The organism is Sulfuricystis thermophila, assembly GCF_004323595.1.
Taxonomy (GTDB): Bacteria; Pseudomonadota; Gammaproteobacteria; order Burkholderiales; family Rhodocyclaceae; genus Sulfuricystis; species Sulfuricystis thermophila.
Map to the genome: position 1 here is coordinate 1,599,865 of NZ_AP019373.1, position 13,517 is coordinate 1,613,381.

Below are 13,517 nucleotides of genomic sequence, written 5' to 3' on the forward strand. Positions count from 1 at the left end.
GTAGTGATAATTAAGAACTCCAGTAAGTTCACACAACCAGTTTCTGTTGTCCGAGGGGCAGCCCTGGTCATTGCCATGCGCTGGACCGATCGGCTGATCGGCATCGCCAGCACGCTGATACTTGCCCGTCTCCTGGTGCCAGCTGATTTCGGCATCGTCGCGATGGCCTCTTTGGTCGTTGCACTCATCGACACATTACTCGATTTGGGCGTTGGCTCTGCGCTGATCCAAAACCCCAATGCCGACCGAGAGGATTTCGATACTGCCTGGACGCTGCGTTTATGCCAAGCCCTGGCCGCAGGATTACTGATCGCCTTGCTCGGCGCACCTCTTGCTGCGGAATATTTCAAGGAACCTCGGGTAGAAAACGTCCTCTATTTGATGTCGCTGACGATCGCGCTTGGCGGCCTGGAAAACATCGGTATCGTCGCTTTCCAGAAAAACATGGAATTCGGACGCGATTTTCGCTTCTTTTTTTTGCGCAGGCTGTCAGGCTTTGCAATCACCGTCGTCTTGGCATTCTGGCTGCGGTCCTATTGGGCCATGGTCATCGGTGCGCTCTGCGGCCGCATTGCGGGCGTCTGGCTCAGTTATTTGCTGCATAATTTTCGGCCTCGCTTTTCCTTTGCGCGCATCGGTCGAATTTGGTCGTTCTCGCAATGGATACTCGTCCGTAACTTGGGCACATATGGTGCGCAACAGACTGACAAATTACTCGTCGGTCGTTTCAATGATGCAGGAGCCATGGGCGCTTACTCACTTGCCGACGAGATCTCGGCAATGCCGACGAACGAGGTGTTGATGCCTTTAGGGCGGGTATTGTTCCCCGCCTTCGTGCGTGTGATCGACAAACCCGCCGAGTTGCGGCGTGCATTTTGTCTTGCCTTGGGCGTGCAAGCTCTTATCGCGCTGCCTGCCGGCATTGGTCTTGCACTGGTGGCACCGATCGCAGTTCCTCTGCTACTTGGTCCACAGTGGGCTGCGGCAATTCCGTTCGTGCAATTGCTCGCTTTGATGAACATTGCGGTGGCATTGACACATAGCAGCGGTTATCTACTTCTCGCTCTTGGCAAGGTACGCTTGCAGGCGGTGATCTCGTGGTTGCAATTTGGCGTGTTAGCCACTCTGGCCGTATTCGTTTTTCCATCGGGTAATGCTTTATGGATCGCAGGAATCAGGCTGGCCGTTTCTTTCATCGCGATGAGCCTGTTGCTCGTCCTTGTGCTCAAGGCGCTTCCTTTTCTGACCTGGCGCGAGCTATTTGCACATGCTTGGCGACCGGTTTGCGCATCAGCGGCCATGGTTGGGGTGTTTTCGATTATGCAATGGTCTTCTCAGTGGGAAAGCGCTGTAATCTTGAGCGCTGAAATCGCTCTTGGTATCGCCACTTATACGTTAGCTATTCTGGTGCTTTGGCTTCTTGCAGGCAAACCAGATGGCGCGGAATGCTATCTGTTGGAAAAGACACACTTGATACGCTGGAAATAAATTAATGCAGATAAATGCTTGTAGCCCAAATACCTATCAACAGCCAACCTAATAAGAATAGCGCATGTATAACCAACACATTCCGCTGAACAGACTCATGAAATTTTCTAATTGCAATTGCATAAGCTACTTCATAAATGATTCCTAGCATAACGAGCAAGGCGGATAACTTGATTCGGTAATACGTTAAGTCTCGCCATTGAGGATACAACCCTATAGCTTCCTCATAGGCACGCGCTAGTTTTTCCCTCATAGCATCTACAGGCGGAATTTCATCAAGACCTATCATAGCAACAAGATGAGAACCGTTCCGATCATTTTCAGATCGAACCTTTAGCTCCGACAACACTCGCGATAAAGTAATCGTATCATCAGCGCCGGTCCTGATAGTCAAACTCCACTGTTCGGGTGAGGCATCAGCAGACAAAATAGCTGTTGCTGGTTCATCGTCACTCTCCTCAGTTATGCGAAATAAAGAAGCTACAGTAGAATCTGGTTCAGAAAGAACGATTCGAAGAGCATCCGTTGGAGTCGGCTTGCCTTTAACTGCCACCCAACCAGCAAACGGCTGTGTCTCACCTCGGTAAATACCAATGTCCATACTATTTGGGGATGCAAAAGTAACATTCATCTTTCGCCCGCCCCTAGGTGGATTAGTAACAAACCCTTGCCCAAACCCATACTGATAAAAATTACTCACTGGGGCAGTTGTCCAGATTATTTCTGATCCATTATGCGCATTACTTGAAAAATCGACAATAATTAATAGCCGACTCTCGATTCCAATCACTTGGCGATTAAATTTAGCACCATCCGAATTTATACGTTCAATTTCAATAAAACGGATACCATCTTTACATCCGCTCATCAATGCACGAACAGTACGCTTGGACTGTGAAGATTCGTTTATTTCATGCTGAGCATTAGATGCTGTCCATCCATACGAGGCATCAGTTAAACTATCTCCATAAGGCCAATAACCTGTATTTGTCAGCCAGTCGACTCCATTTGACCACCACGTTACTGACCCCTCATCAGCATGCTTATGACCATGCCCATCGTGCTTGGCCCATGCTATTACCGTTTGGGAGATATCATTGTTCTGCGATATATTCCACCAGACGGAATATCCTGAAACCGGGAAGAGATATAAACCATTAAACAGGATCGAAGGCGCATCTGCACCATTGGACAGAGGAATTTGACCATTGCTAAGTCCTGATGGGAAGGAATATTGAGTTCCCTGCCTTGTATTACCAACAGCTGGCAAAGTACCATCAGGGCGTTTAAGTAATTCTAAAAATTCTCGTGCTTTTTCAATTTTAAAAGCCAATTCTTGGCTTGGAGACAATCCATTTAAAGCATATAAGCGAGCAATCATCAATAGCAACTCATATCCAAGTCTGTGATATTCAGCAGAATGCTCAAGGGTTACACCTTCTATCGAAACATAAAAAGGCAGTTGGATTGCCAGCCGCTCTAAAGCTAGATTTTTCCATGCTGGAGAATCAGGTAACGAAGGGAAGGCAGTAGCAAGTTGCAACAAGGCAATATTTTGCATTACACCATGATTAGTACGAACGGTAAAATGTGATGGCTTTGCAAGCAACCTGCCGCTGCGAACAATCAATCCAAATAAAGCCTCCCGTATCTTTATTTCAAGGTCAGGACGGTCGCGTACATGCATCCATAGCCGCACAAGAATAGGCACACGCGCAGCGATCGCATGATCATTCCAAAGAAACCCATCGTTTATACGACGACGATTTTCGTATTCAGAGAAATTTTTGATCCTAACAAGAGCCTTTTCCAGATAACGTAAATCGTTAGTCATCTCAAATGCATCTAGTAATATTGATTCAATACCAAAACCGGCTTTCGCAAGCTGGAATGATGGCGGTCCACCTCGCATATCATCTGGATACCCTTGTAAATTAGTGATACCAATATTGAAGGCACTAGAAAACAAACCCCCATTGAGAATTTCCTCAGCAGCAGGAATTACAGCTGTCGCTGAATCAAGCAAGGGAATACCCAAAGTCATACGACCTATTTCAGAAAGTATTCTGGTATTAGGCACAGTTTTTGCAGATTCCATTATCTCTTTTGGCGGAAATTTACGATCAATATCGTAATGAAGCCAAACAGGAATCCAAACACTTGCAACAACAGAGACAACTACAGCTATCCTTAAAATAACCTGAAATCTTCCGCTCATATCTGACTCAATAGGCAATTTCTTAGCAGACGTATGCCATAACCAACCCTCGACCGCTCCCACGGTGTAAAACGAGATAATTGAAACTCATCCGATGAAAAGCTATTGATGCCCCAGTTGGTTGTTACAGCGGCAGAAAAACCAATCTCTTTTACCATCGAGGCATGCTTGGGCAGGTAGTCACGATCCAACTTGCCATTCGGGTAAGCGAACAGAGCAATCCGCTCTTTGAGAAGATCTTCTAGGATTTCTCGGCTATTTGCTATTTCTTCCCTCGCATCGCTGTCGGGTAGCTTGGCAAGAATTGGGTGTGTCACCGTGTGAGCGCCAATACTCATGCCGTGATGCATCAACTCCCGCAATTGCGCCGATGTCAGCATCAGATCGTGAGGTACCGGAGCTGCACAGGAGGAGCGAACGTGCTCGACGACTACACTGCGCTCCGCAGGTTGCCGGTGCTTGATGTCGCCAAGTATCAACTCGATCGCAATTTTTTTTTCTTCGATGGTACCAATGGCAACCGTTCCAATCCCATATGACTCCAGGTCGAGATGGTCTTTTCGTGCCGCGCGGATCGACTCGATGACGATGTCGTTCCACATGATGCCACCATCGAGGAAGCCCGTGGCGATGAAAAATGTCGCAGTCAAGCCATGCTTTTTGAGAATAGGGGCTGCAAAAAGCAGATTGTCGGCATAGCCGTCATCAAAGGTGATCGCCGCTGCCCTCGCTGGCAACTGGCCTCGTTTCAGCATTTCAATGGCTGTATCGAGCGGCAGGACATTGAACCAATCCGCCACCCAGCTCATCATCTGGTCAAAGCGGCGGACACAGGGCTCGTCCGGAAAAAGCGGATCAGGTGCCGGCAGCACTCGGTGGAAAATAAAGATCGACAATTTCGCTGAATGACCAGCAGGCGAGCATAGGTTAAGGAGGCCCTTTATCAGCATTGCCATCAGCGATGCGCTACAACTACGGGTTTGTTGCGCCGGAAACTGAGCATTTCCCACAGCGTGACATCTTTCTCGGTTTCCCAGGCGCGCTTTTCCACCCACTTGCGTGCCAGCACCACCATCACCATGAGGTTGTAAGGCAGGTCGAAATAGGGCAGCGAGAGAAAGGCACCCCCGACAGCGAAGCCCACAAAACTGACTTGAGCCATTGCACCAAGGTCGCTGACCCATTTAGCCTGTGGAATTTTTGTTCCTTCCTCGCGCAGCCAGCCGGCCGAACGATAGGTGGTAAGCCATATCAGCAGATATAGCATTAGCCCCACGAAACCGTGATTACCCAAGATCTGGAAATAGATGCTGTGCGCGGCACGCGCGATGTCTTCATACACGCCATACTGCATGAAATAGAAAGGATGTTGATAAGACATGCCGCCACCGAAGAAATGGTTCTTGGCCACTTCCCAGGCCACGATCCACGCATTGATGCGCCCCATTGCCGAAGCATCCTGCTCATAGGTCTGAATGGTGCGCATCCGCTCCCACCATGTTTCCGGCATGAAGGGTAAGAAGACTGCCACCATCAGAATGATCAGCATGCCCAGCAGCAGTTTCCTTTCGCTGCGCCACCACAAAAGGGCAGTCATTGCCGCAATGGCCAGCAAGGCACCCCGTGAGTAACTACCAATTGCCGAGATGGCGCACAACACCATGATTGCCGTGACTAAATGCCGTTGCCACGCCGAATGCAGCTGCAGCTGAAGGAAATGCAGCAGCGGGATCGTCATGATCAGGGCAAGGGCGAAATGGTTGTTATCCGCCACGAAAGATCCCGGCGGGCCCCAAACACGATAATTGCCTGCCGTCAGCAGGGTAAACAGCCCACCCTTGGCTCCAAGCAAAGCCAGTGACAGCGCCGTTACCCAAGCGAAAGCGATGATTTTCTGTTTGTGATTCAGCAACATCAGGGCGACGAAGGTCATGAGATAAATTTTGATTACCTTGTCCCACTGTGGATAGTCACCGGCCGTGTCGTAACCCGCCAGCCAGGAAATCGTCATCCAGATGGCGAACAAAAAAAGGATGAGGGTGGGCGCCCCCTGAAAAGGGGATTGCCGGTATTTCGTAAACAACGTACCGATCAGCACCGACACCGCTGCAATCGCCGCCACCGGCGCGTCGTAAGCGATGCCCCAAGCGTAACGATGAGGGTTCATGAGGCTGACCCACGTCCAGAGCAAGATACCGATCCATGGCCGCCAGAGTGCCACGGCTGCGCCGGCAATAACGATGGCAAGGATGATCAAGTCACGCATGCTTTTCGTCTTTGCGGAAGGCTATCCAAAAACCCTGCCAACTCAAGATTTCGTCATCGACCAACCGAAAGGGTTTGGCAAGGTTTGGGCGCTGTTCTGCTACAACATCATTGGAATATTTCCCTGTTGGGAAAAAGATAAAAGGATGAAGTCCCAAATGTGCCATGATGTCGATGTAACGATTCGCTCGCCAGCGATTCGGGACACCTTTGTGAGAATGCATCAATCGCCATAGCCACTGTGCCGGAGAAAGGAAATCAAGAGGGTTGACCACATGAAGCCCGTGACTGCGCAAATCGACTTGATGAATGGCAAGCGCTCCAGGTTTCATGGCACGCAGCATGTCGTCAAATGTGGCATTGAGGTCATTGACATGCTCCAACACTGCTCGCGAAATCACGATATCCGCTTTGTCTCGTAGTTCTGATAAACCATCCGGATGCACCAAGTACTCGATGTGTTCCGGATTGAAACCATCATCAAGCGCTTGCTGGTTCTTAAAACATTGAACGAAGCGCTGTCTTTCTCGCTCGTCGAGAAAATCATGCAGACATCGAATGACATCAACGTTTTTTTGAGTAAAGCTGACGAGGGGAAAACGGTCGACGCAATAAACTTTGCTTGCGCCATGAGCGACTAGAAGCAAAGCAACACCCGGTATATCTCCAGGCCCATATTCCAGTATCACCTTGTCTTTCAGATAACTAGCCCACTCATGCCGTGGAATAGATAACGTTTCCAGGTAGTCACTCACGCATTGCTGAAAATAATGGGCGATATCGGCCGCTGTTTCCTTTGCGCTGTCGCCTCGTCCAGTTTGTCCCGTGAGTTTGACATAAAGTCCTGGAGCAAACCGCGCCAACTGGTTGCTTGCTATCGCTCTTAATATCACGGGAAGGCTGTAGCTCATTGCCAAATTATGTCTTCAAAGTAATTTTCTTGTAACCGCTTCGAACGTCATCAAACGTCGCCATTGTTCAAATCGCGGCCCTCTGATAGAGCTATTGTTACCGAGAATCTTATCCAGAGCATCCTCATCGAACAGACCGGTCTGAATCATGATGGGTGCTTGCCTCCATTCGGCAATGCCAGTTTCACGCATCAAGGTGGAGTCGTCGGGTAGCGCTGTCGGCCTAACTCGTTTCGCATGCAAACCCAATTTGGCGGCGACTTTGCCCCAGACCTTGTGGCCATAATGCCCCAGCAGCGGTGTGAAGCGCCATAGGTTGAACGGCGAAGCCGGCACCGGCGGATAGCCATGTTCTAGTGGAATGTTTGCCAATGGTGGGACAAAGCGTTGAAACAGGCGCCGCACGAGCAGGCTGCGAAAGCGCGCGTCGGCGCGGGCAGCGAGGATCGGTTCAAGCACCTGGGAAAAACCGATCGGCGAAAACGCCGGCCACAGCTGGTTGGTGCTGCTGGCAATGCGCCCCTGCCAACGCTGCATGCGCAAGGTGTAATAAACGCAGTCCATTTGCGTCGTGTTGGGATAGTTGATGATGGGCGCAATGGCACGGCTGGCGACTTCGGCCATATGGGACGCGAGATCGAGCCGTGCGGCAGGTGAAAAAATCGAATTGTCGTAGGGAATGGCGGCAAAGCGTTTGCGCGCGACCATTGCAACATCGAGCGGATGACGTCGTGCCAAGCGGGGCCAAAGCAGTTCCCACCAATAACCGCGCGCCAGCTCACCGAACGAGCCGTTGAGGCTTATGCCATGTCCGTTGGCGAGTCGGCGGTGGATGTGGAGGATGCGAGCGAAGTCGAAAGCATCATATTCGCCATCGGTCATGCGCACGGCAACATCGAATTCCTCGGCGGTCGGCAGCGGCGGTGAGCTGATGTTCTGGTGCTGCAGACCGAGTGTCGAGGCAATTCGCCTAGCAACCGTGACATCCGGATGATCGCTGCTTCCCGAGACGGTGGTATGGAATGGCCGCTGTGCATCGAGCAGGCCAGCCAGCAGCAGACGTGAATCGTAGCCGCCGGTGAGATCGGAAATGAGGGGCTCGCGGGTATCAGGCAAGGCTTTGAGCACCTCGACCAGACCGGCATGGGTTCGTTCGACAGCTTCGTCGAGCTCCAGGCTTTCCGGCTCGACCGCCGAAAAATCCCAGTAGCGACGGTTCCGCGCGCCATCGGCATCGATGGTCAGCACCGTGGCCGGGCCGATCTTGCGGACATCGCGCCACAACGACCGGTCTTCGTAGATGATGCCAGTCGCGATGAATTCATGCACTGCAACGGGATCGAACGTGCTCGGTGCGCATTGCGCCAATACAGCGGAAGAAGTACTGACGGCTACGCCATCCGCCAACTGTCGCCAATAGATGTGCAGGCTGCCGCAGCGATCGGTGATGACATGCACCTGACGGCCACGTTGGTCGACGATGAATATCGCAAACAAGCCCTGCAGGCGGCACGCCAACCCTTCCGCGCCATGGGCGAGGTATTGCTCGATCAGCCAGCTTCCGTCGCGGCCTTTTTCAGCCGACAGAGGTAGCCAGGTGCCGAAATCGGCGATCCAGATTTGGTCGTCTGTTGAACGGGTGATGCGTTTGTCGGTTGCCTTTGCCGGCGGCGCCACCGCGAGGGAAGCGTTGGCAGAAATTGCGCTATCGCTGATCTGCACGCGCTTGAAGCTGCATAACGCTTGTACGCCTTTCTGGAAACTCGGCACTTCAAATTGACCGGCAGCAGGAATGAACAGGAAGGCGTGGCTCATCGCGAGAGGTGCTTCCGGGAAAAGTGTTGCGATCGATTATACGGACTGCATGGAGGTAACAGTTTTATCTGAGAAGGTGCCGTTCCGCCAGCGCCGACTATGCGCTGGCGAGAATCTGCCGGAATAGTGCCAGTTGCCCGTCGGTGGTCGGCTGCCAACTGAAGCGCTCGGCATAGGCACGGGTGAGGCTGCGGGACGGCATGCCGGATCGCAGCTGGGCGATGGCACGCACGATGCCGTTGGCGCTGCGTTCATCCATCAGCACACCCGCTTCGGGGGCTGCGACGACTTCCGGCGTGCCCCAGACGTTGCTGGCGACGACCGGTGTGCCGCAGGCCATCGCTTCGAGCAGCACGTTGGCCCAGCCTTCCCGGCTGGAGGCGAGCACCAGGCAATCGACAGCGCTGTAGAGGGTGCGCAGCTGGGTTTGCGGCATGGCGCCCAGGAAATGCACTCGCTCCGTCACGCCCAGACGTGCAGCCAGCGCGCGCAGGCGGCTTTCCTCTTCGCCGCCGCCGGCGATGAAAAGCTCGGCATCGGGAATCTGCGCCAGTGCTTCGATGACGAGGTGGTGGCCCTTGCGTTCGATGAGGTGGCCGACCGAAGCGATCGTGAAACGGTCGCTCATGCCGAAGGCAACACGGGCCTGTCCACGATCCTCCGGATGAAAGAGTTCCAGATCGACGCCGTTGCGCAGCACGGTGATCTTTTCCGCCGGGGCGCCGAGTTCCACCAGCGCATCTTTGAGCGCCTGGCAGACGGTGATCATGTGGTCGCACTCGTGGGCGGCCTGCAGGATCATGCGGCGCGGTTTTGCGAATTGTGGGATCAGGTTGATGTCGGTACCGCGCGCGGTGATGACCACGGGTTTCTTTAGCGCCTTGCCGATCAAGGTGGCGGCGACACCGTCCGGATAGAAGTAATGGGCATCGATGAGATCGAAATCGAAGCCCGCAGCGATGAGCTTTCTTGCCGCTGCCAGTCCGCATCGGGCGAGGCTCGCGGGCGCCAGGTTCATGCCAATCTTCGGCAGCAGCAGGTAGCGCGGATGACTGACCTTGATGCCGTGGCGACTTTCATGGGCCGGCACGGCGGCATGCTTGGCGTATTCACCGAATCGCGGGTGTTTGAAGGGAAACCACGGCACGGGGGCTACGACGCGGGTTTCGACTGCGCCGCTGGCCAGCAGATGCCGCAGCCTCGTTTCGACGAAGATGCCGTGGCTCGGCCGTACGCTGCTGGGATAGAGGGTGGAGAAGAGGAGCGTGCGGATCATGGAGATCGCTGTGCCGTCCCGCCAGCGCCGGGTTTTGACCTTACCTGCATTTTTTACACAGCCTCGATCCGTAGTCCAGCCCTCCCTGCTGCTTCGAGCTGTCGTGCGTCTGCCGATACGAAAACATCCGCCTGCAATGCAACGGCGCTACCGATATGAAGGGCATCCATGCCACGCAGAGCATTCGATTCGAGGCAGGCTATCGATTGGGCCAGCACCTCTGGCGTCAGATCACAAATCGCGGCATCTTCGATGTCCGCCAGCAGCAGGGTTTTTAACTGTCGATATTGTGTGTCGTCGACTTTGCCCTCACGGCGCAGGCGACAGAAAACAGAAACAATCTCGGGCAGCGCAATCGCGGAAAGCCCGATTTCCGTCGCCTGATCGCACCACTCTAGTACTTTGTCGGTACCGGCTTCGCTGATGTAGCGCTTGGCGAAGGCCGAACTGTCGAAGAAAACGCGCACCGGAAAGCACTCTTACAAGCCGGCCTGGCGTTGTTCGAGAATCATGCGGCTGATCGAAACGCCATCCAACACCAAAGGCTGCGCCTTGCGGCGTTTCCATGAGGGCAGATCAGCCACCACGGGAACGATATCGGCAATCGGCTTGCCATTGCGCAGCACACGCACGGTCTCTCCCGATTCGACAATGTCGAAATAGGCTTTGGCGTGGTTACGGACTTCGGTGAAGGTAGCCTGTCTCATATCCGTCTAGTAATCAGATTCGTGTAATCATACATCTTCATCTGGTACTGCCAGCGGCTGGATTTTTCGTGGTCTGACACTGGATTTTTATTGTTGTTTGCAATCTTGGGAGTCACCCTCCCAATTTTGCAAGGATGTTTATCCTTTGGCCACCAACACTTCATAAACACGCTGGTAATTCGCCACGCTGTTCCTCCAGTTCCGCTCTTGCTCGACGAAGCGGCGACCGGCGGCCCGGTAGGCAGGCCACTGCTCGCGTCGTGACAGCATGTCTTCGACTGCAGCGGCCAGCGCGCCGGCATCGCCGGCCTTGAACAGGCGACCGGTTTCACCGTCACGGATCAGTTCCTTGTGGCCACCGACATCCGAGGCGACGAAGATGCGCCCCTGCGCCATCGCTTCGAGCGGCTTGAGCGGGGTGACGAGCTCGGTGAGCCGCATCGAATGGCGCGGATAGACCAGCAGGTCGATCAGATCGTAGTAACGGCTGACCTCCTGATGCGGCACGCGGCCGGTAAAGACGACCTTGTCGGCAATGCCTAGACGTTCTGCCTGCTCTTTGAGGCTCGCCTCCTGCGGGCCACCGCCGACGAGCAGGATGCGCAGATCGGGGCGGCACGCGAGCATCGCGGGAAAGGCTTCGAGCAGCAGGTCGAGGCCTTCATAGGCATAGAACGAGCCGATGAAACCGATCACCGTCGTGCCGTCGAGCGAAAGCCGAGTTTTGAGCGCGGGATCGGGCGCGCCGGAAAGCTGGAAGTTTTCGATGTCGACGGCGTTGGGAATGACCGTGACCTTCTCGGCGGGGATGCCGCGGGCGAGGATGTCCTGGCGCAACCCTTCGCAGATCGTGAAGGCATGGGCGACACGCTGCAACACCCAGGTTTCGAGCTTGCGTGTCAGGCGATAACGCAGGCTGCCTTCGCGCGTCGTGCCGTGATCGACGGCGGCATCTTCCCAGAAGGCGCGGATTTCATAGACCACCGGGATTCCCAAGCGTCTGCCGACGCGCAGTGCCGGGATGGCATTCAGCACCGGGGAATGGGCGTGGAGGATGTCGGGGCGCAGTGTGCGGGCAAGCTGTTCGAGCCGGGCCGCGGTGGCCTCGATCTGGCGCAGTTCGTTGAAGATCGGCGGTGCGGGCGGTGGCACCGCGGTGCGGTGGAATAGCAGGCCGTCGACTAGTTCGGCTTCGGCTGTCACGCTGCCCTGCTTGGGCGAGGTGAGATGATGGGTTTCCCACCCCAACGCACGCTGTTCGCGCAGGATGGCAGCCGTGCGGAAAGTGTAGCCGCTGTGCAGCGGAATCGAATGGTCGAGGATGTGCAGGATGCGCATCAGCGGTTCCCGGCTGCCAACGCGTCCGCCAAGATGGCGACGATACGCTCCGCCGCCCGGCCATCCCACAGTTGCGGTCGGCGGCCTTGCTTGCCCTGTCCGGCGAGCACCTTGCGAGCTTCCGTGACGATGCGCGCCGGATCGGTGCCGACCAGGGTGTTGGTGCCCTCCTCGATGGTGATCGGGCGTTCTGTGTTTTCGCGGATCGTCAGGCAGGGCACGCCGAGGGCGGTGGTTTCTTCCTGCAAGCCGCCGCTGTCGGTGAGCACCACCACGGCATCCTTCCAGAGGTTGAGGAAGGGCATGTAACCTTGTGGCGCGACGAGGGTGATGTCGGGTCCCAGATCGATGCCGAATTTTTCGAGGTTGGCGCGCGTGCGCGGATGCACCGGAAAGATCAACGGCAGTTCGGCAGCGATTTCCTTCAACGCCGCGGCGATGCGCGTCATCGTCTCTGATTCGTCGACGTTGCTCGGCCGGTGCAGGGTGAGCACGCCGTAGCGCGCATGGCGGCGCTTGAAGGCATCGGTTTCGAAGTCGGTCTCCATGCGCGCGAGTTTTTCGGCCTGATAGAGCAGGTTGTCGACCATCACATGGCCGACGTGGTGAATCGCACTGTCGGGCTTGCCTTCACGGCGCAGATGTTCGATGCCGCTCGGTTCGGTGACGAAAAACCAGTCGGAGATGCTGTCGGTGACGAGACGGTTGATTTCCTCGGGCATCGACATGTCGCCACTGCGCAGGCCGGCTTCGACATGGGCGACCGGGATGTGCAACTTCTTGGCGACGATGGAACAGGCCAGCGTGGAATTGACGTCACCGACGACGAGCACTGCGTCGGGCGTTTCGGCCTGACAGAGTTCTTCGAAGGCGACCATGATCTTCGCGGTCTGCTGGGCATGGCTGCCGCCGCCCGCACCCATGAACACATCGGGCGCCGGGATGCCGAGCTCTTCGAAGAAGACGTCGTTCATCTCGCGGTCGTAATGCTGGCCGGTGTGGATGATCTTGAAGCCGAGCCCGCCGTGGGCCTGCAAGGCGCGCACGATCGGGGCGATTTTCATGAAATTGGGCCGGGCGCCGGCGACGAGATAAAGTGTGCTCATAGGGATGCCATTCCATCAGGCCGATGATCTTTGCTCATACTTTGCGCAAGCCGGTCGAGCCAATCGTGCATGAGTCGGCGGTAAACCGGTATTTGTCTGTAGATCTCATTGGCAAGATCTTCATTGTAGGTATGCGCAGTGAGGTTGCGATGATCGACCATGGCCAGTCCAGTGCGGGCTTCGTTTTCGTCGAGCAGGCCATTTTCGAAACAAGCGCGCACGACGGGTTTGGGCGAGGCGAGCTCGATACCAAAAAGCTCGGAAAGAACTGCCTGAGCAGCCTTCCATACCGCTTCGAAGGAATACTCGAAACGCTGGATCGTTGCATCACGCACCACGTCGCCATCCTCGAGCGCTGCCAGCGCTTCGAGGCTGGCCAATGCGCGACGTGCC

General features: G+C 54.9%; 12 protein-coding genes. 1 reads left to right on the forward strand and 11 read right to left on the reverse strand.

What is annotated here, in order from left to right; genetic code table 11:
- The first annotated feature begins 3 nt into the window (after nt 1–3).
- A complete protein-coding gene (locus M52SOB_RS08030; RefSeq protein ID WP_284155040.1) occupies nt 4–1,488 on the forward strand; it encodes a lipopolysaccharide biosynthesis protein in 1,485 nt (494 codons plus the stop codon).
- A gap of 1 nt (nt 1,489) precedes the next feature.
- On the opposite strand, the gene M52SOB_RS08035 is transcribed toward M52SOB_RS08030, so the two are convergent.
- The 11 genes from M52SOB_RS08035 to M52SOB_RS08085 form a co-directional block, all read right to left on the reverse strand.
- Nucleotides 1,490–3,706 (reverse strand): heparinase II/III domain-containing protein, encoded by a 2,217-nt coding sequence (locus tag M52SOB_RS08035; RefSeq protein WP_131111370.1) that lies wholly within the window; start codon nt 3,704–3,706, stop codon nt 1,490–1,492.
- Entirely contained in the window at nt 3,703–4,662 is a 960-nt protein-coding gene (locus tag M52SOB_RS08040; protein ID WP_284155041.1) for a polysaccharide deacetylase family protein, read from the reverse strand. Before M52SOB_RS08040 ends, M52SOB_RS08035 begins: the two co-directional genes overlap by 4 nt.
- Entirely contained in the window at nt 4,662–5,972 is a 1,311-nt protein-coding gene (locus M52SOB_RS08045) for a putative O-glycosylation ligase, exosortase A system-associated (RefSeq protein WP_131111371.1), read from the reverse strand. The genes M52SOB_RS08040 and M52SOB_RS08045 overlap by 1 nt, the downstream gene beginning before the upstream one ends.
- Nucleotides 5,965–6,882, reverse strand: a complete 918-nt coding sequence (locus M52SOB_RS08050) for a methyltransferase domain-containing protein (RefSeq protein WP_131111372.1) — start codon at nt 6,880–6,882, stop codon at nt 5,965–5,967. Before M52SOB_RS08050 ends, M52SOB_RS08045 begins: the two co-directional genes overlap by 8 nt.
- A gap of 15 nt (nt 6,883–6,897) precedes the next feature.
- A complete protein-coding gene (locus tag M52SOB_RS08055) occupies nt 6,898–8,697 on the reverse strand; it encodes an asparagine synthase-related protein (RefSeq protein WP_131111373.1) in 1,800 nt (599 codons plus the stop codon).
- A 97-nt stretch (nt 8,698–8,794) separates the two neighbouring features.
- Nucleotides 8,795–9,973, reverse strand: a complete 1,179-nt coding sequence (locus tag M52SOB_RS08060; protein WP_284155042.1) for a glycosyltransferase family 4 protein — start codon at nt 9,971–9,973, stop codon at nt 8,795–8,797.
- A 53-nt stretch (nt 9,974–10,026) separates the two neighbouring features.
- Nucleotides 10,027–10,440: a type II toxin-antitoxin system VapC family toxin gene (locus M52SOB_RS08065; RefSeq protein ID WP_131111374.1), complete on the reverse strand. Its 414-nt coding sequence runs from the start codon at nt 10,438–10,440 to the stop codon at nt 10,027–10,029.
- A 12-nt stretch (nt 10,441–10,452) separates the two neighbouring features.
- The gene (locus M52SOB_RS08070) at nt 10,453–10,680 is read right to left on the reverse strand and encodes a type II toxin-antitoxin system Phd/YefM family antitoxin (protein ID WP_131111375.1); all 228 of its coding nucleotides are present in this window, start codon (nt 10,678–10,680) and stop codon (nt 10,453–10,455) included.
- Between the two features lie 138 nt (nt 10,681–10,818).
- Entirely contained in the window at nt 10,819–12,018 is a 1,200-nt protein-coding gene (locus M52SOB_RS08075) for a TIGR04063 family PEP-CTERM/XrtA system glycosyltransferase (RefSeq protein WP_131111376.1), read from the reverse strand.
- Nucleotides 12,018–13,124: a non-hydrolyzing UDP-N-acetylglucosamine 2-epimerase gene (wecB, locus tag M52SOB_RS08080; protein WP_131111377.1), complete on the reverse strand. Its 1,107-nt coding sequence runs from the start codon at nt 13,122–13,124 to the stop codon at nt 12,018–12,020. Before wecB ends, M52SOB_RS08075 begins: the two co-directional genes overlap by 1 nt.
- On the reverse strand, nt 13,121–13,504 hold the full coding sequence (locus M52SOB_RS08085; RefSeq protein ID WP_284155043.1) for an HI0074 family nucleotidyltransferase substrate-binding subunit: 384 nt from the start codon (nt 13,502–13,504) through the stop codon (nt 13,121–13,123). Before M52SOB_RS08085 ends, wecB begins: the two co-directional genes overlap by 4 nt.
- Nucleotides 13,505–13,517 lie beyond the last annotated feature (13 nt).

Coding starts and splice junctions, on each gene's coding strand:
- M52SOB_RS08055 (WP_131111373.1), bottom strand. CDS start 8,697: ATGAGCCACGCCTTCCTGTTCATTCCTGCTGCCGGTCAATTTGAAGTG.
- wecB (WP_131111377.1), bottom strand. CDS start 13,124: ATGAGCACACTTTATCTCGTCGCCGGCGCCCGGCCCAATTTCATGAAA.
- M52SOB_RS08060 (WP_284155042.1), bottom strand. CDS start 9,973: ATGATCCGCACGCTCCTCTTCTCCACCCTCTATCCCAGCAGCGTACGG.
- M52SOB_RS08035 (WP_131111370.1), bottom strand. CDS start 3,706: ATGAGCGGAAGATTTCAGGTTATTTTAAGGATAGCTGTAGTTGTCTCT.
- M52SOB_RS08070 (WP_131111375.1), bottom strand. CDS start 10,680: ATGAGACAGGCTACCTTCACCGAAGTCCGTAACCACGCCAAAGCCTAT.
- M52SOB_RS08040 (WP_284155041.1), bottom strand. CDS start 4,662: ATGGCAATGCTGATAAAGGGCCTCCTTAACCTATGCTCGCCTGCTGGT.
- M52SOB_RS08050 (WP_131111372.1), bottom strand. CDS start 6,882: ATGAGCTACAGCCTTCCCGTGATATTAAGAGCGATAGCAAGCAACCAG.
- M52SOB_RS08045 (WP_131111371.1), bottom strand. CDS start 5,972: ATGCGTGACTTGATCATCCTTGCCATCGTTATTGCCGGCGCAGCCGTG.
- M52SOB_RS08075 (WP_131111376.1), bottom strand. CDS start 12,018: ATGCGCATCCTGCACATCCTCGACCATTCGATTCCGCTGCACAGCGGC.